At 70.3% G+C, this 25,231-nt stretch carries 21 protein-coding genes and 1 pseudogene; 8 read left to right on the top strand and 14 right to left on the bottom strand.

Features of this window, described 5'->3' with window-relative positions:
• Positions 1–29 precede the first annotated feature (29 nt).
• Entirely contained in the window at positions 30–1,880 is a 1,851-nt protein-coding gene (locus ABZ532_RS00495) for an endonuclease/exonuclease/phosphatase family protein (protein WP_361278010.1), read from the bottom strand.
• Positions 1,881–2,084: 204 nt separating this feature from the next.
• Here ABZ532_RS00495 and ABZ532_RS00490 point away from each other — a divergent pair, with 204 nt between their 5' ends.
• On the top strand, positions 2,085–3,656 hold the full coding sequence (locus ABZ532_RS00490; RefSeq protein WP_361278008.1) for a hypothetical protein: 1,572 nt from the start codon (positions 2,085–2,087) through the stop codon (positions 3,654–3,656).
• A 468-nt stretch (positions 3,657–4,124) separates the two neighbouring features.
• Here ABZ532_RS00490 and ABZ532_RS00485 read toward each other — a convergent pair whose 3' ends face one another.
• A complete protein-coding gene (locus ABZ532_RS00485) occupies positions 4,125–5,174 on the bottom strand; it encodes a Ca2+-dependent phosphoinositide-specific phospholipase C (RefSeq protein WP_361278006.1) in 1,050 nt (349 codons plus the stop codon).
• A gap of 459 nt (positions 5,175–5,633) precedes the next feature.
• Positions 5,634–6,479: pseudogene (locus ABZ532_RS00480) on the bottom strand (ISAs1 family transposase); the annotation flags it as partial.
• Between the two features lie 601 nt (positions 6,480–7,080).
• Between ABZ532_RS00480 and ABZ532_RS00475 the strand changes: the two are divergent.
• Positions 7,081–8,664, top strand: coding sequence for a TROVE domain-containing protein (locus tag ABZ532_RS00475; protein ID WP_361278004.1), 1,584 nt, complete (start codon positions 7,081–7,083; stop codon positions 8,662–8,664).
• A gap of 58 nt (positions 8,665–8,722) precedes the next feature.
• On the opposite strand, the gene ABZ532_RS00470 is transcribed toward ABZ532_RS00475, so the two are convergent.
• From ABZ532_RS00470 to ABZ532_RS00460, 3 genes are all read right to left on the bottom strand, one after another.
• Positions 8,723–9,886, bottom strand: a complete 1,164-nt coding sequence (locus tag ABZ532_RS00470; protein WP_361278002.1) for a TerD family protein — start codon at positions 9,884–9,886, stop codon at positions 8,723–8,725.
• A 66-nt stretch (positions 9,887–9,952) separates the two neighbouring features.
• Complete coding sequence (locus tag ABZ532_RS00465; RefSeq protein ID WP_361278000.1) at positions 9,953–10,183, bottom strand: hypothetical protein; 231 nt, start codon at positions 10,181–10,183, stop codon at positions 9,953–9,955.
• Positions 10,143–10,643, bottom strand: a complete 501-nt coding sequence (locus ABZ532_RS00460) for a hypothetical protein (RefSeq protein ID WP_361277998.1) — start codon at positions 10,641–10,643, stop codon at positions 10,143–10,145. Before ABZ532_RS00460 ends, ABZ532_RS00465 begins: the two co-directional genes overlap by 41 nt.
• A 182-nt stretch (positions 10,644–10,825) precedes the next feature.
• Between ABZ532_RS00460 and ABZ532_RS00455 the strand changes: the two genes are divergently transcribed.
• On the top strand, positions 10,826–12,247 hold the full coding sequence (locus tag ABZ532_RS00455; protein ID WP_361277996.1) for an NCS2 family permease: 1,422 nt from the start codon (positions 10,826–10,828) through the stop codon (positions 12,245–12,247).
• On the opposite strand, the gene ABZ532_RS00450 is transcribed toward ABZ532_RS00455, so the two are convergent.
• The 6 genes from ABZ532_RS00450 to ABZ532_RS00425 all read right to left on the bottom strand — a co-directional run bounded on the left by ABZ532_RS00450 (position 12,240) and on the right by ABZ532_RS00425 (position 18,291).
• A complete protein-coding gene (locus ABZ532_RS00450; RefSeq protein ID WP_361278623.1) occupies positions 12,240–12,659 on the bottom strand; it encodes a hypothetical protein in 420 nt (139 codons plus the stop codon). The two genes, ABZ532_RS00455 and ABZ532_RS00450, sit on opposite strands and share 8 nt — an antisense overlap.
• A gap of 124 nt (positions 12,660–12,783) precedes the next feature.
• Entirely contained in the window at positions 12,784–14,232 is a 1,449-nt protein-coding gene (locus ABZ532_RS00445) for a penicillin-binding protein 2 (protein WP_361277994.1), read from the bottom strand.
• Positions 14,233–14,328: 96 nt separating this feature from the next.
• Positions 14,329–15,132: a polysaccharide deacetylase family protein gene (locus tag ABZ532_RS00440; RefSeq protein WP_361277992.1), complete on the bottom strand. Its 804-nt coding sequence runs from the start codon at positions 15,130–15,132 to the stop codon at positions 14,329–14,331.
• Positions 15,133–15,341: 209 nt separating this feature from the next.
• The gene (locus ABZ532_RS00435; RefSeq protein WP_361277990.1) at positions 15,342–16,013 is read right to left on the bottom strand and encodes a response regulator transcription factor; all 672 of its coding nucleotides are present in this window, start codon (positions 16,011–16,013) and stop codon (positions 15,342–15,344) included.
• Positions 16,010–17,320: a histidine kinase gene (locus ABZ532_RS00430; protein WP_361277988.1), complete on the bottom strand. Its 1,311-nt coding sequence runs from the start codon at positions 17,318–17,320 to the stop codon at positions 16,010–16,012. Before ABZ532_RS00430 ends, ABZ532_RS00435 begins: the two co-directional genes overlap by 4 nt.
• Positions 17,308–18,291, bottom strand: a complete 984-nt coding sequence (locus ABZ532_RS00425; RefSeq protein ID WP_361277986.1) for a hypothetical protein — start codon at positions 18,289–18,291, stop codon at positions 17,308–17,310. Before ABZ532_RS00425 ends, ABZ532_RS00430 begins: the two co-directional genes overlap by 13 nt.
• A 191-nt stretch (positions 18,292–18,482) precedes the next feature.
• Here ABZ532_RS00425 and ABZ532_RS00420 point away from each other — a divergent pair, with 191 nt between their 5' ends.
• The 4 genes from ABZ532_RS00420 to ABZ532_RS00405 all read left to right on the top strand — a co-directional run bounded on the left by ABZ532_RS00420 (position 18,483) and on the right by ABZ532_RS00405 (position 22,545).
• On the top strand, positions 18,483–20,018 hold the full coding sequence (locus tag ABZ532_RS00420) for an aldehyde dehydrogenase (NADP(+)) (RefSeq protein ID WP_361277984.1): 1,536 nt from the start codon (positions 18,483–18,485) through the stop codon (positions 20,016–20,018).
• 4 nt (positions 20,019–20,022) lie between these two features.
• Positions 20,023–20,637: a DUF1349 domain-containing protein gene (locus ABZ532_RS00415; protein ID WP_361277982.1), complete on the top strand. Its 615-nt coding sequence runs from the start codon at positions 20,023–20,025 to the stop codon at positions 20,635–20,637.
• Positions 20,638–20,732: 95 nt separating this feature from the next.
• Positions 20,733–21,449, top strand: coding sequence for a DsbA family oxidoreductase (locus ABZ532_RS00410; protein WP_361277980.1), 717 nt, complete (start codon positions 20,733–20,735; stop codon positions 21,447–21,449).
• A gap of 49 nt (positions 21,450–21,498) precedes the next feature.
• A complete protein-coding gene (locus ABZ532_RS00405) occupies positions 21,499–22,545 on the top strand; it encodes an aminotransferase class V-fold PLP-dependent enzyme (protein ID WP_361277978.1) in 1,047 nt (348 codons plus the stop codon).
• On the opposite strand, the gene ABZ532_RS00400 is transcribed toward ABZ532_RS00405, so the two are convergent.
• A complete protein-coding gene (locus ABZ532_RS00400; RefSeq protein ID WP_361277976.1) occupies positions 22,494–23,042 on the bottom strand; it encodes a MarR family winged helix-turn-helix transcriptional regulator in 549 nt (182 codons plus the stop codon). The two genes, ABZ532_RS00405 and ABZ532_RS00400, sit on opposite strands and share 52 nt — an antisense overlap.
• 155 nt (positions 23,043–23,197) lie before the next feature.
• Here ABZ532_RS00400 and ABZ532_RS00395 point away from each other — a divergent pair, with 155 nt between their 5' ends.
• A complete protein-coding gene (locus ABZ532_RS00395; protein WP_361277974.1) occupies positions 23,198–24,277 on the top strand; it encodes an alkene reductase in 1,080 nt (359 codons plus the stop codon).
• A 60-nt stretch (positions 24,278–24,337) separates the two neighbouring features.
• Here the strand turns inward: ABZ532_RS00395 and thpD are convergent, their stop codons facing one another.
• On the bottom strand, positions 24,338–25,228 hold the full coding sequence (gene thpD / locus ABZ532_RS00390; protein ID WP_361277972.1) for an ectoine hydroxylase: 891 nt from the start codon (positions 25,226–25,228) through the stop codon (positions 24,338–24,340).
• Between the last annotated feature and the right edge of the window lie 3 nt (positions 25,229–25,231).

The raw sequence follows: 25,231 nt of genomic DNA, 5'->3' as shown, positions 1-25,231 counted from the left end.
ACGGGCGTGCAGTGGCGAAGCACCAGGGCTTACGGGCGGAAGCGCAGCACCTGCGGGTCGTGGTCGCTGTTCTGGTCGGCGAACTCCGCGTTGATGTGCACGCTGTCGTAGTCGAAGTCGCAGATCGACGGGCTGACCAGGATCTGGTCCAGCACCTGGCTGTTGCCCTGGTAGACGTACGAGTAACGCTCTGAGCGCGGCAGGGACTTGATGCCCGAGTACAGCACGCCGCCGTCGGACAGCGCCTTGGCCGTGTCCGAGAACTCGAAGTCGTTGATGTCGCCGAGGGTCACGACGTGGGCGTTGCGCTGCACCTTCAGGATGTCCTTGACGAAGGTGTTGACGGCCTTGGCCTGCTCGAGGCGCTTGGTCTCGGACGAGCGGACCGGCGGCTGGTGCTGCGAGGTCAGACCCTCGTCACCGCCCTTCGAGCCGAAGTGGTTGGCGATGACGAAGACCGTGCGGCCGCGGAAGACGAACTCGCCCGCGAGCGGCTTGCGGCTGGCCTCCCAGGCGGTGTTCGCCGGGTCGATCCGGCCCGGGGAGAGGGTGAGCGCGGCCTTGCGGCCCTCGCTGGTGACACCGGTCGCGGTGGCCGCGTCACCACCGGCGCGGTCGGTGAAGGAGACCCGCTCCGGGTTGAACAGGAACACCTGGCGGATGTTGCCGCCCGGCTCGCCACCGTCCTTGTTGTTCGCCGGGTCGACCGTGCGGTACTCGTACGCCGGACCACCGGCAGCCGCGATCGCGTCCGTGAACTTCTTGATCGTCTGGTCGGCGGCGACCACACCGTCGTTCTTGGCGCCGGTGTTGTCCTGGATCTCCTCCAGGGCCAGGATGTCCGGGGCGGCGAGGTTCTCGACGACGGCCTTGGCCAGCGCGTCGAACTTCTCCTGCGGGTCGGACGGGTCCAGGTTCTCCACGTTGTAGGTGGCGATCGCCAGCTCGCCGCGGCGCTGCGGACGGGTCGACTCGCGCTCCAGCTCGCGGTCGGTGACCGTGCCCATGGTGCGGGCGGTGATGGTGTAGCCGCCGAACTGGTTGAAGTCCAGCGGGCCCTCGGTCGTACCGGACAGCACATCACCGACGTTCGCCTTCGGGAACGCCTGCTGGGAGGTCGGCACCAGCGACTGGATCTGGAGACGGCCGGTGTTCTGGGACTCGTACGAGCCGTATCGGGCGCCGCCGCGCACGGTGGCGTTCTCGCGGGGCTTCACCGTGACCCAGAGCTCGGAGTACGGGTCGGTGGCGCCGACGACACGCGAGGTGCCGATGCTCACGTTGGTGCCCTCGAGGGACTCGTAGTAGTCCAGGGCGTACGTACCGGGCTCCAGCGTGAGTCCGTTGATGCTGTTCGCGGCGGCCGGGTCGCCTTCGGGGGCGTAGGCCGACGGGACGCTCCTGGCGCTGATGGTGACCGGGGCCGGCAGCGCGTTGCCGGAGGACACCACGGCGATGGTCGGCTTGGAGATCTGGGTCAGGGACTGGTTGCCCGAGGTCAGACCGCCCGGGACGTACTCGCTGACCGTGCCGGTGACCTTCACCGAGTCGCCGACGGCGACCGTCGGGGCGGAGCTGGTGAACACGAACAGGCCTTCGCTGGTGGCCGGGTTGGCGTCCGCCTGCGTGTCCTGCATCCAGAAGCCGCGCGAAGAGCCGTAGGAGCGCACGCCGGTGACGATGCCCTCGACATCCTTCACCTGCTGGCCGACGAGTGGGCTGGTGCGGGTGGTGCCCTGGATGTCGTGAATACGCGTACCGGCGGTGTCTGCCGTGATGTCGGCGTCGGCGGCGGCCGAGGAGGAACCGGCGAGCAGTCCGGCGGCCAGAGCGGACGCCATAACGGACGCGACGGCGGCTGATCTCGGGATCGAAGGCATCGGGAAAACTCCGGAATGAGGGGGGTATGAGGGTGGTGGTGCTGGTTCTACGCGCGTCAATGTCCTGGGTGGACATGTCACTTGTCAAGGGGCTCTCGGTGTACTGCCGTTGACGCGTGTATGAACCGGGTGGCATGGGGCGAAATGCGTCTACGCTGGGGATGCCGCCCGAGCCGGTACACGCATGCCGAGGAGAACCGCCAGATGTCACCAGACCGCCCCGCCGCAAGCCCCGCACTGCCCCCGGTGAGGCTGCGCCGGGAGGCCGAGCTGGCACGGGACGCGCTGGGCGCACCGCTGCTGTCGCGTGCCGTGCGTCTGGCGCGCTGGGCCGGCCCCGGCACCAGGGTCGGCGCGGGCGGAGTGCTGGTGGAGGATCAGCTTCCGGATGCGGCGAAGGCCTTGGGCCTCGCGCCCGACGAAGAGGGGACGGCGGACGCGAGTGCGGCCTGGCGCGTGGCCGTCGACACCGGACTGGTCGAGGTCGTCGTCCCCGATGACGAGGACGGAGCCGGAGACGGTGTCGGTGGTGGCGAACTGCCGGGGACCGTCACCACGGGTGGCAATCTGCCGCTGATCACGGGCGGCAGCCCCAGGGACGTGCTGGCGCTGTGGCAGGACGCTTTCGAGTCGGTCCGCGCCGACGCCATCGCGCCCCTCCTGGACGATCTGTCGGCGGTCATCGACGAGCAAGGCGAGATCGACCTGGACGCCCTGAACTGGGACCCGGAGGCGGAGTCCGAGTTCCTCGACGGGGTGCTCGGCAATCTGTATCTGCTGACCCTGACCGAGGGAGCCGCTGACGGCGGCATCACCGGGGACGGCGCCGCGTCCGCGGGCAGCGGTGCTGCTGTGCCGCTGCCCGCGCTGGCCGCGTCGATGATCGTGCCCGACGACATGGGAGAGCCGACCGACGACATCCTGGAGCAGGTGTCGGAGGCGATGATGCGGCTGGACGACCAGTTCCGGCTGCTTGAACCGATCGGTCTGGTGCGGTACCGGCCCGTGGACGGGGATCTGATGGAGGAGGAGGCGGGGCCCGCCACCGCCCGGTCCGGCCCCTCCGGTCCGGCCGCGTCGGACATGCATGCGCCCGACGCGGCGGATGACGACGTGTCACGCTACGGCCTCGTGGCGCTCACCCCGCTCGGGCTGTACGGGATCAGGGCCCGGATGCTGGAGGCCGGGATCGCGGCACCTGCCGTCGGGGACCTCGCGACCGGGGGAGCGGACGCACTGCTCGACGGGGTGGCGCGGTACTCCGAGCTCACGGCGCGGGCGGAGACCATCGAGTGGCTGGCCCGCCGTACCCCTCGCGCAGCCGCCGCCGAACTGCTGGACGCCGCACACGGCACCGACCGCGGCGCGCCGCTTCGGCGGCTGCACTGCCAGCAGGCCCTCGCATTGCTCGGCGCGGACGCCGAGCCCGCCGTACGCGCGGTACTCGACGACCGGGAGCTGGGCGGGCTCGCCCGGGTATGGCTCGCGGAGCGTGGCACCGCCGACGTTCCGGCGCCCCCGCCGTCCATGATCCTCTGGCTGGCGGTCGACACGATCGCGGCCCAGCTCGACGCCGAGGGGGAGTCGGACGAGCTACGGGGGCTCGTGGAGGGGCTCGTCGGACAGCACAGCGGGTTCTTCGGCGAGGCATGGCGTGTGGAGCACCCCGCGACGGCCGATGTGCTGGAGGCGATGGGACGGCTGCACGGCGATCGCGGGACGGCCAAGGAGGCACGCAAGGCGGCGTTCAAGGCCCGCTCCCGCGCCGGGACCTGAGAAGGCGGCCCCGGCAGAGGGAGCCGGGATGGCGCGGCACGAGGCACGGCGCAGGGCGGCGATGCGCGGGCGTGGGCCCACCGTGTCGTGTGACGGTCGCGTGGTGTTCACCTGCCGTCTGTCCGTGCGCGGGTCGCGGCCGGGCACACTCGCACCGCCAGCATTCAAGAGGCACACCCCCCTCGTCCCCCCCCGGCATCGATGATCAACCGGTCAAACCAGGAGCGACGGGATTCTCCCCGGGGCCCTGCCCGCCAAGGCTTCCTCACCCAACCCGGACAAGGCCGCTACCAGAAACGGACTTAACGTCCACTAAGACATCTCGAACCACTGCCCGAAGGCCTCGCCTGCTATCCATCCCCGGCCGTCACCCGATCGGTGACCGCACTGAAGATCCTTGGACCGTGTCCTACGGGACTGTCAGGATCCGGGCGACGATCGCCGCCCGGATCGACTCATGGTGGTTTCTCAGCACGTACGGGGGTGCACGGTGAGGGCGCCTGGCGCCTTGGTCCAGTCGTGGGTCACGGCGCTGGCTCCGCGCTGTGCCAGGTACCTGACGCGTTCGGCTGCCGCGTCGGGGTCGGGATCCGTGCCGTCCAAGGCGGGGGCGACACTGGCTGCGGAGGTGAATGTGGTCAGATAGTGCTGCGAGCAGTACCAGGCCATGTCGTGTCCATCGTTGAGCCAGTTCTGGGCTTGCGTGTCGAACATGACGATCCAGGGGCGCAGCGAGACGTCGTAGGCGGTGCGCGGGTCACCGTTGCCGGACTGGGGACGCATGTTTGGCCACATCATTGCCTGGTTCAGGTGTCCTGAATTTGCGAGATCCCGAACGTGTGCCGCGTACTCCTCGGATGTGGAGAGGTTGTCAAGGTCGTAGCCGGCGAGCTCATTCTCAACTGTCCCGGTGATCGGGTAGAAGATGAACTTCCCACGCAGCTGCTTCCAGGTCGGCCAACCCGCACGCGCCGCGTCGTCCAGCGTGAGCTGACGGCCTCCGGTCAGGTCACTGGGCTTGAATATGCGCTCCTCGCCGATGTGATTCTTGATGAGCGAATCCAGATCGGCAGGACCCTTGTCCGCGCTCTTCCTGAATCCCCATTTCAGTTCGAGCTTGACATAAACGGGGTCATGGCCAGGGTGAGCCTTGCTCCACGATTCCAGGTTGTCGAGGCAGGTGCGCAGATTTCCATCTTGTTGAGTCGTCTTGAAAATCCACTTTCCCACCGTGTAGGTGCAGTTGTTGTTCGCGATCAATGGGTTCGAATGGCTCACCACCCATCCGCCCGTTCCGCTGTAAGTGCTGTAGGCGTCGATCTCCAGCAGGCGGGCGCCTTTGTCGAGCGCAGTGGTGAGCTTGCTCGCCTTGTCTTTTTCGAAGGCGTTGTGCCAACCGGAGACGCTGACCTGGTTCAGGGGAAGGTCTTCGACTGCCGACGACGCACTGGAGGTCGCCTCGGCGGGCGCGCCGGCCACGCTCGGGCCGACCACGGCCAGAAGCAGAGCGCTGCCCATGACCAGGGTTCTGCGTAGCCTTCTGCCTGGGGCAGATTTTCCGTAGGTCACTTCAGCTCCTTGAACTCGCTGAATCTGGCTGGCCCCTAGAAGCTCGACCCCTGCAATGTAGGCGCAGCGAGCAGCACTTGGGTTGGGCCAGCAGTTGTCGAGGTATCCCGCTGACGATGCAGCGGGATGGCGAGCGACTGTAGTGAAGGTGAGTCACCTTCGGTAGCGCCTGATGCCTATTCACAGCTGTTCCACAGCAAGCAGAAGCGGTGAGCGTTTTCCAACCTCTTGGGCTGGGTCGGTAGTTGGGCTGGAGGGGTTGATATCCGGACGTGAAGAAGCCCCTGGTAGACGGGTTTACGGCCAAGATCGCCTGTCCGACAGGAGCTTCCGCGTGCTTGTCCGTCCGGCATCGCCGTGTTCACCTCGACCCTGCGGTCAGGGCCCGGGGAGAATCCCCCGTTTTGATCATGGAATGCCGTGCAGGTTGAGGGCTGCGTCGGGGCGGGTGTGAGCGCGTCGGCCGTTGGCGATGTTGGTCCAGCCGGCCCGGTCGAGGGCCGTGCGGGTCAGATCGCGTAAGGCACTCATGACGGCCGGGGTGTGGTGACGTCGGACCTGGCTGGCGTCCTCGGCGAAGGTGACGTCCTTGGTCCAGTGGACGGTGTTCTCGATGATCCAGTGGCCGCGGGCCCAGGAAGCGATCTCGGCGGGGGACGCCTGATGGGCGGGCAGGTCGGTGACTACGTAGATCGTCTCGGTCTGCCACTTCTTCGCACCGAGGGGCCGGCGTTTGCGGTGGATGCGAACGACCTGGCGGGCGGGCGGGAAGAGCAGGCCGTCCACGGAGACGACCTTCACCCCCCGCACCTCCTCGCGGCCGTGTCCCCGGTCGCGTGAATGGTCAAGGGCAGGCGCCTTGCCCCAGGGTAACTTTCTCAACTGCCCCGCGAGCGTGGGCTGGTTGTTCGCCACCGACAGCAGATAGTGCGCGTGGCGGTCCTCGACGAGGTAGCGGGCGTGATCCTTCTGCGCGTGCATCGCGTCCACCGTGATCACGGCCTCGTGCAGGTCCGCGTCGTCGATGGCGTCCAGGAGCGGGGCGAACTCAGGAATCTCGTTGGTCTTCGCGCCGATCTCGCGCAGGGCGGCGGTCAGTGCGTCGTCGTGACGGACGGCGGTCAGGACGAACATCCGGCTGCCGTCTGCGCGGACGGCTCCGCGCAGGCACTTGCCGTCCACGGCGAACGCCCGCCGCCTCAGCCGGACCGGGTCCGGGGCAAGCGAGGCGGCTCGGTGGGCACGGCTCTTCTCACCCGACGGGCGGACGCTGTTCGCCAACATCCAGAACCCGGGCATCATGCTCGCCATCACCGGACCGTGGAAGCGTCACCCCCCCGCTGAACCGCCGGCGCCCTCCGGGTAAATCCCTTGGCGCGCACCCGGCCGTCCGCCCTAGAGTGATCAGCGTCCAGGTGCGCAGGCAGGACCTACTTCCACTGCTAATGGGGAGGTCACGGGTTCGAGTCCCGTCTCCGGCACTCAGGCCGGTGTAGCTCAGGGGCCAGAGCACCATCGTCGGTTCCGCCGAACTTGTTCTCTGGACACCACGACTTCATGCACCTCCCGGTGCGCAGGCTGCGGTTACTTCGTTGATCGAATCCCAACCGCCGCCATTTCGATCTCGGGAGGCCGGCATGCGAAGAGAGTGCCCGGTGCGCAGGCCCCGGATACTTCATGGGGAACAGCGGGTTGCGGGTTCGAATCCCGTCACGCCTTCGGGGCGTGTAGCTCAATCGGATAGAGCAGCCGTCATATGGACCGTGGCCGCTTCGACCTCGGGCGCCTCTCATCGCTCGTTCATGCTGTGCCTCCCCGGCAATGAACAACCAACGGGGAATTCGGGGGAATTCACATGGCACGCTTCAACACCCGCACCAATCGACGAGCCGCGGCGACCTCGCCCGTACGCTCCACCGACCTTGCCGCCACCCACCAGGGAGGCACCGGTGTCCGGCGCGACGCACGCTCCGAGCTGTTCCTGCTCGCCGTCGCCAACTTCGTTTCGCAGCAGACGTTCTACGAGTCCGGCGACGACCGCGACGACCGCTTCACCGCCCTGGTGCGCACCCTCGCCGTCGAGGACCCGGATTGGACCGCCGGCCTGCTCGGGTGGCTCCGCGGCGACGCGGGCATGCGCACGGCCTCGCTCGTCGGGGCGGCGGAGTACGTCAGGGCCCGGCTCGCCGCCGCTGCCACCGAGGGCCCCGCGAACCGGCAGGTCATCGCGTCCGTGTTGCGCCGCGCCGACGAGCCGGGAGAGCTGCTCGGCTACTGGACCTCGCGCTACGGGCGGGCTGTGCCCAAGCCCGTCAAGCGGGGTGTCGCCGACGCCGTGCGCCGCCTCTACCACGGTGCGTCGCTGCTGAAGTACGACACCTCCGGCAAGGGCTACCGCTTCGGCGACGTGCTCAACCTGGTGCACGCCTCGCCCGACCCCGGCAAGCCGTGGCAGGGCGAGCTGTTCCACTACGCGCTGGACCGCCGCCACCACCCCGACACCGCCACCCCGCCCGCGTCGAACCGGATGCTGACCGCCCATCGTGCGCTGATGGAACTGCCCGTCGCCGAGCGGCGTGCCGTGGTCACCGGACCGGGTGGCGCTGAGCGCCTGACCCAGGCCGGGGTGACCTGGGAGGCGCTGGCGGGCTGGCTCCAGGGGCCGATGGACGCGGCGGCCTGGGAAGCCGTCATCCCGTCCATGGGCGCAATGGCGATGGTGCGGAATCTGCGCAACTTCGACGAGGCCGGGGTCTCGGACGAGGTGGCGGCTCAAGTCGCCGCGAGGATCTCGGACCCTGAGGCGGTGGCCGCCTCGAAGCAGTTCCCGTTCCGCTACCTCGCCGCGTACCAGCACGCGCCGTCGCTGCGCTGGTCGTACCCGCTGGAGAAGGCACTCGGGCACTCGCTGGCCAACGTGCCCGCGCTGCCCGGGCGGACGCTGATCCTCGTGGACCGCTCGGGCTCGATGTGGTCGCCGCTGTCCGCGCGCTCCCAGCTCAACTGCGCGGACGCGGCGGCGATCTTCGGTACGGCGCTGGCGATGCGAGCTGCCGATGCCGATCTGGTCGAGTTCGGCACGAGCAGCCGGGCCGTGAAGTACCGCCGCGGCGACTCGGTTCTTAAGGTCCTGGGGCGCTTCGGCGACCTCGGCGGCACCAAGACCGCCGAGGCAGTGCGCCGGCACTACCGCAGGCACGACCGGGTGCTGATCGTCACCGACGAGCAGACGGCGTACAGCCACCACGGAAGCCCGATCGCGCAGATCCCGGCGGACGTGCCCGTCTACACCTGGAACCTGGCGGGCTACCGGGCCGGACACGGCCCGTCCGGTGAGGGAAACCGGCACACCTTCGGCGGGCTCACCGACGCGGCCTTCCGGATGGTCCCGCTGCTGGAGGCGGGCCGGTCGGCCGACTGGCCCTGGGCGCAGAGCTGACATCCGGCTCCGGTCGCCGCACGTGCGGCGACCGGAGCGGGGCTGTTCGCCTGGTGGGTCAGAGTGCCTGCGCCGCCGGCTTGACCATGCCCCGGACCGTGCGCGACTTCACGAACTCGCCGATCGCGGTCATCTCCCACTCACCGGAGTACTGCCGGATGAGCTTCGCCATCATGACCCCGGTCTGCGGTTCCGCGGTGGTCAGGTCGAACCGGACCAGCTCCTCACCTGTGGCGGCGTCGAGCAGCCGGCAGTACGCCTTGGCGACCTCGGTGAACTTCTGGCCGGAGAAGGAGTTCACGGTGAACACCAGGCCGGTGGCCTCGGCCGGGATCCGGCCCAGATCCACGACGATCACCTCGTCATCACCCGCGCCCTCACCGGTCAGATTGTCGCCCGAGTGCTTGACCGCACCGTTCAGGATGGAGAGCTTGCCGAAGTAGCAGCTGTCCAGATGGTTGCGCTGGGGTCCGTAGGCGATCACCGACGCGTCCAGGTCGATGTCCTTGCCCCCGAAGGCAGGCTCCCATCCGAGGCCCATCTTGACCTGGGAGAGCAGCGGACTGCCGCCCTTCACCAGGGACACGGTCTGGTTCTTCTGAAGGCTGACCCGGCCCTTGTCCAGGTTGATCTTGCCGCTCGCGGCCGCGGGTGCCGCAGGTGCGGCGGCGGGTGCCGCCGCAGCAGGGGCGGGCGCCTGTACGGGCGCGGCGGCAGGCTCCTCGTCCACCGAGACCCCGAAGTCGGTGGCGATGCCCGCCAGGCCGTTCGCATATCCCTGGCCCACGGCGCGCGCCTTCCAGGCGCCGCCCCGCAGATAGATCTCCACGACCACCAGCGCGGTCTCGGTGCCCAGCTGCGGCGGGGTGAAGGTGGCAAGCACGGAGCCGCTGTCGGCGTCCCGGATGGTGGCCGTGGGCTCGATGCCCTGGAAGCTCTGGCCTGCGGCGTCCGGGCTCGCCGTGACGACGATCTTCTCGATCCCGGCCGGGACTGCGGCGGTGTCGACGATGATCGCGTCGGGGGTCGCGCCCCCGCCTGAGCGGTGGGTGACACCGGGCCCCGAGGGCTGGTTGTAGAAGATGAAATCGTCGTCGGAGCGCACCTTGCCGTCGGCCGTGAGCAGCAGGCCCGAGACGTCAAGCCGTACGGGAGCGCTGACGTCCACCGCCACGCGCGTGGCGGCCAGGGAGATGTTCGAGCCGGGGGTCATAGCTGTCATGACTGGGGTAACGAGCGAGGCGGCTTTGCCGTTCCCTTACCTTCGGCACCTTCGGCCGAATGGCGTCTATCGCCGACCCGACCGGTTCCTCGGATGCTGGCGGGCCTGCCGCTCGTTCCCGAAGCGGTACGCCCCGGTCCAGCGGGCCATCACGAGCTGCGCGTCGCCCGACTCGACCTCGGACAGGAACGTGCCGGCACGCGCTCCGCGCAGAGTGGCGGCGGAGCGGCCGCGGTGGGTGATGATGACGCTGCCGTCACCACGCTGCTCGTAACGGAATCCGGAAGGTCTCGGCATGACCGGAATGATGCCCGCTGCCCACCGGGTCCGTCATCCGTATTCCGCGGGAGCCGCTCTCACCCGGCGCGCCCGGACCGTCGAGCGCATGGGCGGATTCCGCCGCCTCCGCGATGACCCCGCCCGCCCCGTACACCACCAGGACGCAGAAGAGCAGCCAGACCCGTCCGGCGGAGCCGACCAGCACGAGGCAGGGCAGCAGCAGGGCCATGGCGGCGGCCACCGCGACGACGAGGGGCCGCCGGCGCACCCGGTCGGCGACCGACCCGAGCCAGGGCCCGGCCAGCGCGGGAGCCCACAGGGCGAAGACCGCCAGGGCCGCCGGACCGTCGGAGTCGGTCAGCGACTTCACCCAGATGCCGGAGACCAGCCACATCGCGGTGGCGCCGAAGCCGGAGACGACCCCTCCGGTGAGATACAGCGCCGTGTCGCTGCCCTGAAGAACCGTCAGGTTGCGCATCCGGGCATGCTGGCAGGGTGAATGGCCTGCCCGGATGGGGAAGCCGCCCTGATGACGGACCGGTGCATGCCTTAGATAGCAGATGACATAACACGGCCCCGGTCCGTGCGGATCCGGCGGCTGACCGACCAGCCGCCGGAACCGGCCCACCGCGGCTGCCGCCGCCACCGCCGAGGAGAGCCATGCCGACTTCGCAGCATCACCACGCCCTCGACCGGTACTTCCGGATCGGTGCACGGGGTTCGACCGTCGCACGGGAGGTACGCGGCGGCTTCGCCACCTTCTTCACGATGGCCTACATCCTCGTGCTCAACCCGATCATCCTGGGCGGCGCCGAGGACAAGTACGGTCACACGCTCTCCGGACCGGCGCTCGTCACCTCCACGGCCCTGGTCGCCGCCGTGATGACCGCGCTCCTGGGTCTCGGTGGCAATCTGCCGATCGCCATCGCCGCCGGTCTCGGCCTGAACGCCGTGGTCGCCTTCCAGCTCGCCCCGCTGATGAGCTGGGCGGACGCGATGGGCCTGGTGGTGGTCGAGGGCATCGTCATCTGTGTGCTGGTCGTCACCGGACTGCGCGAGGCGGTGATGCACGCCATCCCGCAGCCGCTCAAACAGGCCATCAGCGTGGGCATCGGGCTCTTCATCGCGTTCATCGGCTTCATCGACGCCGGCTTCGTCACCCGGATCCCGGGAGAGACGGGCACCGTGCCCGTGCAACTGGGTGCCAGCGGGCAGCTCTCCGGCTGGCCGGTGCTCGTCTTCTGCCTGGGGCTGCTGCTCACCTGCGCGATGATGGCCCGCAGGATGCGCGGCGCGATCCTCATCTCGATCGTGGTGATGACGCTGATCGCGATCCTCATCGACGAGCTCGCGGACATCGACCCCAACGCCTGGGGACTGACCGTCCCCGACGTCCCTCCGAGCATCATCGCCGCCCCGGACTTCCAACTCCTCGGTCAGTTCAGTCTGTTCGGCGCCTTCGGACAGGCCAGCGCGGTGACCATCGTGCTGCTGGTCTTCACGCTGCTGCTGAGCGACTTCTTCGACAGCATGGGCACGATCGTCGGCGTCACCAACGAGGCGGGGCTGCTCGACGAGAACGGCGACGTCCCCAACCTCGGGCGGGTACTGCTGATCGACGGTGCGGCGGCGGTCGCCGGCGGTATGGCCTCCTCCTCGTCCGCCACCTGCTACATCGAGTCGGCGTCGGGCGTCGGCGAGGGCGCCCGTACCGGGCTCGCCTCCCTCGTCACCGGGGCCCTCTTCGGCCTCGCGCTCCTGTTCACCCCGCTGGCCACGGTCGTCCCGGCCCAGGCCGCCGCCCCCGCCCTCGTGGTGGTGGGCTTCCTGCTGATGACCCAGGTACGGCACATCGACTGGGAGCGCTACGAGGTCGCCATCCCCGCCTTCCTGACGATCGCCGTCATGCCCTTCACGTACTCCATCACCAACGGCATCGGGGCGGGATTCCTGTCGTACGTCGCCATCAAGACCGTGCTGGGCAAGGCGCGCGAGGTGCACTGGCTGCTGTGGACCGTGTCGGCGCTGTTCGTCCTCTACTTCGCGATCGGTCCGGTCGAGGAACTGCTCGGGGTCAGATGACCCGGTGGCCGTGGCTGCGGCCACCGTCGCCCGTGCGGCGGCGGGTCTCGTGCCACAGCGCCGCACCCGTCAGCGCCGCACCGAGCCCCTCCCAGAGACCCACCCCCAGAAATCCGGCCGGCGCCCGCCCGGTGACCACCGCGGCCGTGAACACCGCACAGGTCAGCAGCCGGAACGGCACCGTCCACCGGAAGAAGGCCCGCCAGTCGGCCAGGGCGGCCAGGATGTAGTACACGCCCATGTTCACCGCGGCCATCGAGGACGCGGTGAGGAACACCAGGGTGTGGTCGCCCGGCGCCCGGTCCCCGCCTGGGCCCGGCACCGGGGCGAAGCCCATCAGACTGATCAGCGCATCCGGGGCGACCAGCCCCACCACGCCGAGCGCGGCGGCGAGCACACCGAACACCGCCATGGTCCAGCCGGACAGGGAACGGGGCAGGGGGCGCACTGAAGTCCTCCGGTCTGCAAGGAAGTTGAGCCAGGATGGCCGACCTCCTGCATATCGTGCGCCCGGCCCCGCCCGCCCACCGGGGTGCTCAGCGCAGCGCGGCCCGCATCATCTTCTGGGCGACCGGTGCGGCGAGACCGTTGCCGCTCACCTCGGAGCGTTCCGCCCCCGAGTCCTCGATGATCACCGCGACGGCCACCTCGTCGCCGCCGGCCGTGTCCTTCGCGTAGGACGTGAACCAGGCGTACGGCGTCTTGCTGTTGTTCTCGCCGTGCTGGGCGGTCCCGGTCTTGCCGCCCACCTCTGCACCGTCGATCCGCGCGTTGGCGCCCGTGCCGTCCTCGACGACGGTGACCATGGCACTGCGCAGCTGCCGCGCCGTGGACGAGGACACGATCCGCTCCGATCCCGTTTCCTCGTCGCTCTCCACGGTCGAGCCGTCCGCGTCGACGACCTTGGAGACCATGTGCGGGGCCGCCATGACCCCGTCGTTGGCCAGAGCCGCGGACACCATCGCCATCTGCAGGGGAGTCGCCGTCACGTCGAACTGGCCGATGCCGGTCAGTGCGGTCTGCGCCGCGTCCATCCCGGACGGATACACGCTCTTCGTGGCGCGCACCGGCACGTCCTGTTCCGCGTCGTTGAAGCCGAACTTCTCGGCCGTCGCCCGTACCTTCTCCTGCCCCAGGTCAGCGGCCATCTTCCCGAAGACGTTGTTGCAGGAGTACCGGAGCGCGGTGCGGATGCTGGCGTTCTCGCACGGCGCGGACGGATTCTCGTTCGGCAGGACGGTCCGGGTGTTCGGGAGCGTGTACGGGGACGGGCTGTCCGTGCGCTCGTCCACGGAGGAGTACAGCCCGTCCTCCAGCGCAGCCGCGGCTACCACCAGCTTGAAGGTCGAGCCAGGGGGCAGCGGCTGGCGCAGCGCCCGGTTGAGCATCGGCTGGTCCTCGCTCTCCGTGAGCCGCTTCCAGGCGTCGCCGTCGTGTGTGCCGCTGATCGTCGACGGATCGTACGACGGGGTGCTCACCATCCCCAGGATCCGGCCGGTCTTCGGGTCGATGGCGACCGCAGCGCCCTTGTTGTCGCCGAGCGCCTCGAAACCGGCCTTCTGCACGGCCGGGTCGATGGTCGTCAGAACGTCCCCGGGCCGCTCCGGCTTTCCGGTGAGTGCGTCGAGCGGGTTCTTCAGACGGTTCGCCGAGCCGTCGAGCACGTCCCCGTAGATGCCCTCGAGCTGGGTGGCACCGTAGGCCTGCGAGCTGTAGCCGGTGACCGGCGCGTAGAGCTCGCCGTCGGTGTAGGTGCGCTGGTACGCGAGATCACCGCTTCTGGTCCTGCTCGAACCCGTGACCGGTGCACCGGCCACGACGATGTCGCCGAGCGGCTGTGCGTACTTCGCGATGGTGTTCCGCCGGTTGTGGCTGCCGTCCGTGAGCGCCTCGGCCCGGTACGCCTGCACCCAGGTCGCCTGCACCAGCAGGGCGAGCACAAGGAGGAGGCTGAAGACCGCGGCGTGTCTGATCGTCTTGTTCATCCCTGGTGAGGACGACCGACCCGGAGGCTTTCGTTCCGTTCTGCCGGCTTTCTCAGGAGATCCTCATCCGGGATCCATCGATCTCATGCGCCGGTCTCAGCGCACCGGAAACCCGAAGCCGTATCCCTGCTCCCGGAGCCACGGCAGGACCTCGCGCAGAGCGGCAACCGTCTGGCTGCGGTCTCCACCCGCGTCATGGAACAGAATGGTGGGCCCGTTGGAGACCTCGTTCTTCACGGTCGCCACCATCGCGGCCGCCCCGGGGCGCTTGAAGTCCTTGGAGTCCACGTTCCAGCCCAGCGGCCGCATGCCCTGCGAGGCGGCGATCTGACGGCTGTAGGGAGTGAAGGCACCGCCCGGAGCACGGTAGTAGAGCGGCTTGACGCCCCCTGACGCCTCGGTGATCATCTTCGCCGCGTCCAGGATCTCTTGGGACTGTCGGGCATGTGACGCGCTGCCCATGGTCGTGTCGTGGGAGACGGAGTGGTCGCACAGCCGGTGCCCGTCCGCCACCACGGCCTTGACCAGATCGGGATGGGCCCTGGCTTGCGTTCCGACCATGCAGAAGGTCGCCTTGACACCGTTGTCCTTGAGTGCGGCGAGGACCTGAGGTGTCCAAGTCGGGTCAGGACCATCGTCGATCGTGATGTTGACGCCCTTGTCGCCCACGTCGGAGGCGTGCGCGATGTCCATGTTGACGGTGGGTGGGGGGAGCTTGGGATCCGGAACGGAGGTCTGGCCCACGATCGGCTTCGGCTCCGGCTTCGCGGATACGGCCGGCTCCGTTCCGGGAGGGGCGGCCTGGCTCGTCCATGCCGCTGCCAGGGCGGTGATCCCCGCCACACCGACGGCCGCCACCATCACACGGCCGTTCATACCCAGGCTCCGACGCCGCCCCATGTCCTTCTCCGCTCTCCCCTGCGCCTGACTTGCACCCCGGAGGACGGGAGCGGGGGCGTGACGGATCCGCTTATTACCAATCCCGAACATTTCCGTGGCCGATGCCGCCCCTCGGGACGGCGGCTGCCACGTCCGTGCCCCCTGCACCGCGTTGCCGGCCTCACAGCGTTCGGCGTACGGCGTCTGCTTCGGCCCCGGCCGCCGGACACTCAGGCGTGCGGACCCGGGGTGATGAAGCCCGACTCGTACGCCGCGATCACGGCCTGGGTGCGGTCGCGCGTGCCGGTCTTCGCCAGCACCGCCGCCACGTGTGTCTTCGCCGTGGCGTGACCGACCCCCAGCCGCTCACCGATCTCCGTGTTCGTCAGCCCCTTGGCCATCAGCCGCAGCACATCCGCCTCGCGCTCCGTCAGCCGCGCCGCCCACCTCGGCGGTTGGGGAGCGAGGCGGGCGTGGGCGGCGGCGAGACCGCGCAGTGCGGCCGGATACAGCAGCGAGTCGCTGTGCGCCACCAGCCGCACCGCCGCGACGAGGTCCTGGGCACCGGACCTCTTGAGCAGGAAGCCCGCGGCACCGGCGCGCAGGGCGTCGTACACGTACGAATCGTTCTCGAAGGTCGTCACGACCACGATCCGCGGCGCCGTGGTCAGGGTGCCGAGTATCTGCTCGGTGGCGCGTATGCCGTCGACGTCCGGCATACGTACGTCCATCAGCACCACATCGGGCCGCAACTGCCGCACCAGAGAAACCGCCTCCGCGCCCGTCGTCGCCTCGCCCACCACTTCCAGGTCCGGTTCGGCGTCGATGATCACCCGCAGCGCGGTGCGGACCATCCGCTCGTCGTCGGCCAGCACGACCCGGACCGTGCTCGTCGTCGTCACCGTGCACCTCGCGCGCCGGTGAGCGGGAGCCTGGCGGTCAGCAGCCACGTACCACCGTCGACGGGGCCCGCCTCGGCATGGCCGCCGAGCAGGGCGGCACGTTCGGCGATTCCGCGCAGCCCACGGGCGCCGCCGGGCCGTACCACGGCTCGCCGGTCGGGCAGCGGGTTCTCGATGGCGATCAGCAAGACGTCGTCCTCCCAGGCGATGCGCAGCGATACGGGTCGGCGAACTCCGTCCGGTGCCCCCCTGGCGTCGGTGCCGCCGTACCGCTGGGCGTTGCTGAGACCTTCCTGCACGATGCGGTACGCGTCACGCGAGATCCGCTCCGGTACCCGGCTGAGATCGGCACCGACTTCGTACCCGACGGCCAGCCCGCAGTTTCCGATGAGTAGGTCCAAGGACTCCAGGGTGGGTCCGGTCGGCACACGGGACCCGGCGGGTTCGTCGTCCCGTCGCAGCAGCCCCAGCACACCGTCGAGTTCACCGACCGTACGACGCGTGGTCTGCTCGATCGCGGCCAGCGCCTCCCGGACGAAGGCCCGGTCGCCCGGTACGTCGCTGTCCAGGACCCTGAGCGCGGCTCCGGCCTGGAGGGTCACCGCGCTCAGCGCATGTCCCACCGAGTCGTGGAGCTCGCGTGCCAGCCGGTTGCGCGCGGCGAGCTCCGCGGTGCGCCTCTCGGCCGCCGCGACCCGGTCGGCGGGCGTAGGCCCCAGCAGCGCCGGTGCCAGCCGCGCCAGCAGCGCCCCGGCCGCTGCCGCGCAGACGGCCAGCGCCAGCAGCATCGCGGCCCCGGCGAACGGCGCGAGGGCCAGGACCCACGGCCGGTCGAGCGATGCGGGCAGCCGTACCCAGTCACGGATCCCTGCCGACAGCGGCAGCAGCGCCGTGGTCACGGCGAACGGCGGAAGGGCCAGCGACGCCCCGCTGATCAGCCCGCCCATCCCGACGTGCAGGGTGAACCAGCCCGCCGTGCGCAGCCTGGCCCCCCGCGAAACGGCCGGGCCGTCCGCGAAGAGCTCCGGAGCCACCCCGCACAGCGCCTTGGCCGCTGCCACCGACATGAGCCGGGTCAGCGGGAACACCGCGGTGGCCGCGGCCAGCGGCAGGGCGACGGCGTACGCCCCGAACTGCGCCGCGTACGACCCGCCGAAGGTGCCTTCCGCCCCGAGCAACGGTCCCGTCGCGACCAGGCCGAGCAGCCAGTACGGCATCAGCAGGGCGCCGCCCAGGATCAGATGCACCCAGCGCCGCCGCGCCCGCGCGCCGAACAGGGCCGCGCATCCGCGCCTCACACGTCCCATGTGCCGCGTCGCCGCAGGAAGACGGCGGTACAGGCGGCCACCAGCAGACCGACGATCATGCCGCCAGCGTAGGTCAGCACTGTCAACTGCGGGACGCCTTCGGTGCCTTCGGTCACGGGCAGCGCCGCGGCGAACAGCAGCCAGGCGCCCCAGCAGCCGACCGCACCGGATCCCAGCCAGGCCATGCCCAGCGGCAGGCGTACCGGAAGGGCCCGCCCCCGGCGGAAGGCGAGCATCAGCAGACCGGCGGCCGCGGCGACGAGATACAGGGCGTCGACCGTCTGGAGGACGTGGAAGTCCGGCCCGCGCCGGGCGGCTTGGGTGCGGGAAAGGCCCGTGGTCGCGCCGAGCGCCCAGAGCGCGTGCAGCGCGACGAGGAAGAGCGCGAGCACGGCCCCGGCCATGGCAGCCGCCCTGAGCCCCCGGCCGCCGTCGGGCAGGTCCCCGACCCGGCCCTGCCACAAGTGCGCCCAGCGCTCGCGGGCATACAGCACGAACAGGGTTCCCAGACAGAGGCCCTGGATGATGAAGCCGGTGTAGACGACGTCGAAGACCCATGGATCGAGGAACTTCCCGTCCATGGCCGCCCCTGGATCCGCCGCACCGTTCGTGGCCGCGAGAAGCGACTGCACCGGAAAGCCGACCATGATCGGTACCAGCAGTCCGCCCGCGCCCCACGCCGCTACGGCGAGCAGCCAGGACGGCAGCCGCCTGCCCCAGGGCTGGGTCAGCAGCAGGGCGAGCACGATGACGGCACCGTCCATCAGCACGGTCACGCTGTTGACGACGGCCATCAGCGCGCGGTGTTCCAGCAGCACACTGCCCTCGGGTATCCCGATCCGGCTGCCCGCGATCCAGGCGACCTTGAGGGCGAGATACGGGACGCAGGAGGCGATCTCGACGGCCCGCAGGACCTTGCGGGCCCGGCTGGGCGGCGCCGGGGAAACAGCGGTGAGCGGCGTGTGTGTCATGGAGACCACCCTCGCGGCCCGCGCCCGCACGGCACCTCCTGCCCGGAGAGGAACCGTCTCCGCCGTGCGGCGGAGAGCCCTCACCGCACGTGGGAGGACAGGTGGACTCCCGGTGTCCCTTGACCCTGCCAAACACCCGGAAATAGGGTCCGCACCGTTGCGCACAATCGTTCCGGGGAAGGAAAGCCGTGGTGGGAGCAGCACCAGTCTGGAGCGTGGACCCCCGAACCGGGCATCAGCGCGAACAGGTCGCGGTCGAGGCCACGGCCGCGGAGGTCGACCAGGTGGTGCGTGCCGCGCACGCCGCCCGGTCCTCGCTGGCCGACCGTACGGTCCGCGCCGCTCTGCTGCGTACCGCCGCCGACCTCCTCGACGAAGCGGGCGAGCACGTCATCGAAGCCGCCGACGCCGAGACCGCGCTGGGCCCGGTGCGCCTCACCGGTGAACTGGCCCGGACCACAGGGCAGTTGCGTGCCTTCGCCGACGCCGTGGACGAAGGCTCCTTCCTCGACATCCGTATCGACCACCCCGACGCGGGCCGCACCCCGCCCCTGCCGGATCTGCGCCGCTGGCGGATCCCGCTGGGCGTGGTCGCCGTCTACGCGGCGAGCAACTTCCCCCTGGCCTTCTCGGTGCCCGGGGGTGACACCGCCAGCGCGCTCGCGGCCGGCTGCCCCGTCGTCATCAAGGCCCACCCCGACCATCCGGCCACCTCCGAGCTGTGCGCGTCGGTGCTGCGGCGCGCCGCTCAGCGGGTGGGGCTGCCGGAGGACCTGATCGCCCTGGTGCACGGCTTCGACGCGGGAGTGGAGCTGGTGCGCCACCCACTGGTGGCGGCTGCCGGATTCACGGGTTCGGTACGCGGCGGGCGGGCGCTCTTCGACGCCGCGGCCGCCAGGCCCGTGCCGATCCCCTTCCACGGCGAACTCGGCTCGCTCAACCCGGTGGTGGTCACCGAGGCCGCTGCGGCCGAGCGGGCCGAGGCGATCGGCGCGGGCCTGGCCGGGTCGATGACTCTGGGGGAGGGCCAGTTCTGCACCAAGCCGGGCTTTGTGCTCGTGCCCGCGGGCGATGTGGGGGACAGGCTCCTGAAGTCCCTGACAGCGGCGGTGAGCGAGACCGAGCCGGGGGTGATGCTCGACCACCGGATGCGGGACGCCTTCATCGCGGGCGTCGCCGAACGTGCGTCGCTGGACGGCGTCGAGACACCCGTGACACCCGGCGCGGGCGGTGAGCACACCGTCAGCGCGGGCTATCTGACCGTACCCGCCGGGCCGCTGGCCACCGAAGGCCCGCACGATCTGCTCCTGGAGGAGTGCTTCGGCCCGGTCACCGTCGTCGCCCGCTACGAGTCCCGCGTCGAGATGGAGGCCGTGCTCGCCCGGCTGCCCGGCAACCTCACGGCGACGGTTCACCTCGCCGGGGCCGAGGCCGCGGACGGCACCGCGGCGGAGCTGCTCGCCTCGCTCGTGCCGCTCGCGGGCCGGGTGCTGGTCGACGGCTGGCCGACCGGCGTGGCCGTCGCCCCCGCCCAGTACCACGGGGGCCCCTACCCTGCCGCCACTTCCACCTTCACCTCCGTGGGCGCCAGCGCGACAGAGCGCTGGCTGCGACCGGTCACCTACCAGTCCGTCCCGTCCGTCCTTCTCCCCCCGGAGCTGCGCGACGGAAACCCGCTGGGCCTGCCACGCCTGGTCGACGGCCGCCCGGAGGGTCTGGAAAGCTGACCGGGTGACCGAGGAGACCACCCTGCCGGAGCTCCCTTTCCCGCTCCGCCCGTACGGCCCGGATGCCCACTGGTCGTACGAGAACGGCACGCTCACCGGCTGGGCGGGTGCCCGCCAGGACCGTTTCGTCCCACCCACCGCCGACGCCCTCGACCCGGTCTCCGACGCACCCCGGCTGCTCGGCGCACCCGAGGGCGACTTCCAGCTGATCGCCCGTGTCAAAGCCGGCTTCGGCGCGGCCTTCGACGCGGGCGCGCTCTACCTCCATGTCGCCGAGCGTGAATGGGCCAAGCTCTGCCTGGAGCTGTCCCCCGACACCCCGACCGTCTGCACGGTCGTCACCCGGGGGCACTCCGACGACGCCAACTCCTTCGCCGTCGACGGCGACCGCGCCTGGCTCCGCATGAGCCGCACCGGCGGTGCCTTCGCCTTCCACGCGTCCACGGACGGCACCCACTGGACCTTCGTCCGGATCTTCCGCCTCGGCACCCCCGACCAGGCCGGGGCCGCGCTGGTCGGCTTCATGGCCCAGTCCCCCGTGGGCGAGGGCTGCGTCGTCGCCTTCGACCACATCGAGTTCCGTCCCTCCTGGCCGGACGGGCTGCGCGACGGCTCCTGACCCGGAATGCATCGGCGTGCTCGTGCGTTGCCCCACCGAACGGCGGCTTCGACCGCCCGCTCGCCATGACACCCGACCGATGAGAAAGCTGTTCCATGCGCGTCGAGATCTGGAGCGACATCGCCTGCCCGTGGTGCTACATCGGCAAGGCCCGCTTCGAGAAGGGCCTCGCGGCCTTCGCCCACTGTGACGAGGTCGAGGTCGTGCACCGCTCCTTCGAGCTCGATCCGCACCGCGCCAAGGGCGAGTCCGCCCCGGTGATCGAGATGCTCGCGAAGAAGTACGGGCGCACCGTCGAGGAGGCGCGGGCGATGGAGGAGCACGTCGCGGCCGCCGCGCGTGCGGAGGGACTCGGTTACCGCACCGAGGGGCGGGACCACGGCAACACCTTTGACGTGCACCGTCTGCTGCACCTCGCCAGGGCGCGCGGGCGCCAGGACGCGCTGCTCGACCTCGCCTACCGGGCGAACTTCGCCGAAGAGCGGTCTGTCTTCGACCCCGAGGTGCTGGTCGGGCTCGCTGTCGAGGCCGGTCTGGACGCCGACGAGGCCCGGTCGGTCCTCGCCGACGAGGGCGCCTACGCGGACGAGGTGCGGGCGGATGAGCGCGAGGCCGCCGAGCTGGGGGCGAACGCCGTGCCGTTCTTCGTCCTCGACCGGCGCTACGGCGTCTCCGGCGGGCAGCCCTCCGACGTGTTCACGCGCGCTCTGGAGCAGGCCTGGGAGGGCCGGGAGAGCACGCCGGTGGACACGGCCGGGACCACAGGAGTCTGCGAGGCCGACGGCGCGTGCGAGGTTCCGCCGCGTCGTTGATCACCCGGGGCCGGGCGGTGATTCCCCGGGCGACGTAGTGTGCACGTACATGGACACTCTGGGAGGCGCGGAGTTCGCGCCCACATCGACCTATCTGAGTACTTCCACCTGCGGGCTGCTGCCCCGGCGTTCCGTCGAGGCCGTCAGGCGGCTCGCCGAGGAGATCGCCGCCGGGTGGGCGGGAGGCTCGGGCAGTTTCGAGGCCACCGAGGCCGCGCGTGCGTCCTTCGGGCGGATCGTCGGAGTCGGCGCCGAGCGGGTGGCGATCGGGGGTTCGGTGGCCGTCCATGTCGGGCTGATCGCGGCCTCGCTGCCCGCCGGGGCCGAAGTCCTCGCGCCCGAGGGGGAGTTCAGCTCCGTGGTTACCCCGTTCGTGGCCCGGGGCGATCTGAAGGTGCGGTATGTGCCGCTGGAGCGGATCGCGGAGGCGGTCGGTCCCGTAACGGCGCTGGTCGCGCTGTCCGCCGTGCAGTCGGCCGATGGGCGAGTCGCCGATCTCGCCGCCGTACGGGGGGCGGCGCGCACCCACGGGGCCCGTGTGCTGCTCGACGCCAGTCAGGCCGCGGGGTGGCTGCCGCTGGAGGCGGGGGAGTACGACTACACCGTCACCGCCGCCTTCAAGTACCTGCTCTGTCCGCGCGGGGCCTCGTTCCTCACCGTCACGGAGGACGCGCAGCGGTCGATGGCCCCGGCTCATGCGGGGTGGCTGGCGGCCGAGGACCTGTCGCGGGGCACCTATGGGCCGGTGGAGGAGTTCGCCCGGTCGGCGCGGCGCTATGACGAGCCGCCGGCGTTCCTCGCGTACCACGCGGCGGAGCACTCACTCGCGCTGGTCGAGCAGGTCGGGGTGGACCGGATCCACGCCCACGACACCGCGCTCGCGGCCCGCTTCCGCAGGGGGCTCACTGAGCTCGGCCACGCCCCGGTCCCGGGGGAGTCCGCCATCGTGGCCGTGCCCGGGCTCGGGTACCGGGAGCCGGAGCTGGCCCGGGCCGGGATCGTCGTGGCGGCCCGCGCGGGGAACATGCGGGCGTCGTTCCACCTCTACAACTCGGAAGCGGACGTCGACAGGGCGCTCGACGTGCTGTCCGGCTGAGCACCGATCTCCGGGCACTCGGCCGTCTCCGGGCACAGGTTCTCCTCGACCCTGGCCAGGAGGCGGCCGAGCTCGGCACGCTCGGCGTGGTCAAGGCCGGCGAGTGTGTGTTCCTCCAGCTCGCGCCAGGCCCGGCTGACATCGGCGAACAGCGCACAGCTCGTCTCCGTCGCCTCGACGAGCACCGCACGCCGGTCGGCCGGATCGGGGCAGCGGCGGACATGCCCTGACTGCTCGAGGCGCTGGAGCATCTTGGTGATGGTCGACGGGTCGAGCTCACAGATCTTGATGAGCTCCGACTGCCGCACCGGCCCCTTCTGCCACAGCAGCATCATCACGGCCTCCTGGCCGGGGTAGAGCCCGACCTGCCGCAGGAGCCTGCCCGCGGCCATGCGGTGCAGCCGTGCCACCCGCGTGACGGCGTGGCCCACCGGCCCGCAGGCTGCGGCCTCGGGCGGCTGGCCGCCGGTGCAGGAGGGGGTGACCTCGGGCTTCATCGGGCCTCCTGGAGTCTTACAAGCGGGGTCGTCGGGCAGTCCCGACGTTCCCATAGGTTCCTCTGTCCAGATTACCTTGGTCGACCAATCAATGGGGTACAGTGAATCCCGAGCCAATTGCTTGGCCGACCAATTTTCCCGTTCAGGAGGCCCCCATGACCACCGCCTTCGACCCGATCGACCTGTCCGGTACCCGGCTCGCCAACCGCGTCGCCATGGCCCCGATGACCCGCAGCCGCGCCTTCGGCCCCGGTCTCACCCCGACCGACTCCACCGTGGAGTACTACACCCAGCGCGCCTCGGCCGGTCTGATCATCACCGAGGGGATCCAGCCGTCCGCCGTCGGCCAGGGCTATCCCGACACCCCCGGTCTGCACAGCGCGGAGCAGCTCGCCGCCTGGCGCCGGGTCACCGACGCCGTACACGCCAAGGGCGGCCGGATCTTCGCCCAGCTGATGCACGCGGGCCGGATCGGCCACCCGGATGTGCTGCCCGGCGAGCTGACCCCGGTCGGACCGTCGGCGGTCGCCGCCAACGGCCAGGTGTTCACCCATGAGGGCCCCAAGGACATCGGCACCCCCCGCGAGCTGACCGGCGACGAAGTACGCGCCACCATCGAGGACTTCGCCGCCGCCGCCCGGCGCGCCGTCGAGGCCGGCTTCGACGGGGTCGAGCTGCACGGCGCCAACGGCTATCTCATCCACCAGTTCATCGCGCCGAACACCAACCGCCGCACCGACGAGTGGGGCGGCGACGCGGAGTCCCGTATCCGCTTCGCCGTCGAGGTCACCAAGGCCGTGGCCGGGGCCATCGGCCCCGAGCGCACCGCCATCCGGATCTCGCCGACCAACCCGTACAACGACATCGCCGAGCCGCTGGACGAGGCGGAGCGGGCCTATCCGGCGCTGCTCGGCGAGTTGGAAGCGCTGGGCATCGCGTATGTGCACATCCTGGAGGCCACCCCCGCGCTGCGCCCGCTGACCCTCGACCTGCGCAAGGAGTTCTCCGGCACGGTCGTCCTCAACCCGGCGACCGACGGGCCCACCGGCCACGACGCCCTGACCCTGGTCGAGGACGGGATCGCCGACATCGTGGCGTACGGCGCCCTGTTCCTCGCCAACCCGGACCTTCCGGCCCGGCTCGCGGCGGGCGGACCGTACAACACCCCCGACCCGGCCACGTTCTTCGGCGGGAGCGACAAGGGGTACATCGACTACCCGGCCCTTACCGGTTGACCGACGGCGAACGGGCCGGTCGCGCAGCGCGCGACCGGCCCGTCCTTCCCTCCGGTGTGGTCAGCGCACCGGGGTGAAGTCCCGTGCCCCGATGAACGACGGCCGGGGCACCGGCGCCGCGAACGGCTCCTGGGCCGTGTTCTCCACACTGTTGAACACGATGAAGACGTTGCTGCGCGGATACGGGGTGATGTTGTCCCCCGACCCGTGCATCGCGTTGCAGTCGAACCAGGTCGCGGACCCGGCCTTGCCCGTGAACAGCCGGATGCCGTGCCGGTCGGCGAAGGCGGTCAGCACCTCGTCGGACGGCGTGCCCGCGTCCTGCATCTGAAGCGACTTCTTGTAGTTGTCCTTCGGCGTCTCACCCGAGCATCCCAGGAACGTCCTGTGCGATCCGGGCATGATCATCAGACCGCCGTTGGTGTCGAGGTTCTCGGTCAGCGCGATCGAGACCGACACGGTCCGCATCCGCGGGAGCCCGTCCTCGGCGTGCCAGGTCTCGAAGTCCGAGTGCCAGTAGAAACCCGAGGCCCCGAAGCCCGGCTTGACGTTGATCCGCGACTGGTGGACGTACACGTCGGAGCCGAGGATCTGCCGTGCCTTGCCCACGACCCGCTCATCGCGCACCAGCCCGGCGAACAACTCGCTGATCTTGTGCACTTCGAACACCGTGCGCACGTCCTGGGACTTCGGCTCGACGATCGAGCGCTCGTCGGCCCTGATCGCCGGATCCGAGACCAGGCGGTCGAGCTCGGTGCGGTAGATCGCCACCTCGGCCGGGGTGATCAGCTCATCGACCGCCAGGAAACCGTCGCGCTCATACGACTGGAGCGCCGATGGGGCGATCGGTCCCGGCGCCCCAGGCGATGACCAGACGACCGGGTCCTGACGGGGGACGGCCGCCTCGGTCGCCCCGCGGGTCGGGTAGAGATCGGTGATCGCGGTGGTCATGTG

This window comes from Streptomyces sp. NPDC019396, assembly GCF_040632375.1.
Lineage (GTDB): Bacteria > Actinomycetota > Actinomycetes > Streptomycetales > Streptomycetaceae > Streptomyces.
This window is presented reverse-complemented; position numbering and strand designations above follow the sequence as displayed.

Coding starts and splice junctions, on each gene's coding strand:
- ABZ532_RS00430 (WP_361277988.1), bottom strand. CDS start 17,320: ATGGGACGTGTGAGGCGCGGATGCGCGGCCCTGTTCGGCGCGCGGGCG.
- ABZ532_RS00400 (WP_361277976.1), bottom strand. CDS start 23,042: ATGAAGCCCGAGGTCACCCCCTCCTGCACCGGCGGCCAGCCGCCCGAG.
- ABZ532_RS00460 (WP_361277998.1), bottom strand. CDS start 10,643: ATGCGCAACCTGACGGTTCTTCAGGGCAGCGACACGGCGCTGTATCTC.
- ABZ532_RS00485 (WP_361278006.1), bottom strand. CDS start 5,174: ATGGGCAGCGCTCTGCTTCTGGCCGTGGTCGGCCCGAGCGTGGCCGGC.
- thpD (WP_361277972.1), bottom strand. CDS start 25,228: ATGACCACCGCGATCACCGATCTCTACCCGACCCGCGGGGCGACCGAG.
- ABZ532_RS00450 (WP_361278623.1), bottom strand. CDS start 12,659: ATGGCGGTGTTCGGTGTGCTCGCCGCCGCGCTCGGCGTGGTGGGGCTG.
- ABZ532_RS00470 (WP_361278002.1), bottom strand. CDS start 9,886: ATGACAGCTATGACCCCCGGCTCGAACATCTCCCTGGCCGCCACGCGC.
- ABZ532_RS00495 (WP_361278010.1), bottom strand. CDS start 1,880: ATGCCTTCGATCCCGAGATCAGCCGCCGTCGCGTCCGTTATGGCGTCC.
- ABZ532_RS00490 (WP_361278008.1), top strand. CDS start 2,085: ATGTCACCAGACCGCCCCGCCGCAAGCCCCGCACTGCCCCCGGTGAGG.
- ABZ532_RS00410 (WP_361277980.1), top strand. CDS start 20,733: ATGCGCGTCGAGATCTGGAGCGACATCGCCTGCCCGTGGTGCTACATC.
- ABZ532_RS00405 (WP_361277978.1), top strand. CDS start 21,499: ATGGACACTCTGGGAGGCGCGGAGTTCGCGCCCACATCGACCTATCTG.
- ABZ532_RS00440 (WP_361277992.1), bottom strand. CDS start 15,132: ATGGGGCGGCGTCGGAGCCTGGGTATGAACGGCCGTGTGATGGTGGCG.
- ABZ532_RS00475 (WP_361278004.1), top strand. CDS start 7,081: ATGGCACGCTTCAACACCCGCACCAATCGACGAGCCGCGGCGACCTCG.
- ABZ532_RS00455 (WP_361277996.1), top strand. CDS start 10,826: ATGCCGACTTCGCAGCATCACCACGCCCTCGACCGGTACTTCCGGATC.
- ABZ532_RS00465 (WP_361278000.1), bottom strand. CDS start 10,183: ATGCCGAGACCTTCCGGATTCCGTTACGAGCAGCGTGGTGACGGCAGC.
- ABZ532_RS00395 (WP_361277974.1), top strand. CDS start 23,198: ATGACCACCGCCTTCGACCCGATCGACCTGTCCGGTACCCGGCTCGCC.
- ABZ532_RS00425 (WP_361277986.1), bottom strand. CDS start 18,291: ATGACACACACGCCGCTCACCGCTGTTTCCCCGGCGCCGCCCAGCCGG.
- ABZ532_RS00445 (WP_361277994.1), bottom strand. CDS start 14,232: ATGAACAAGACGATCAGACACGCCGCGGTCTTCAGCCTCCTCCTTGTG.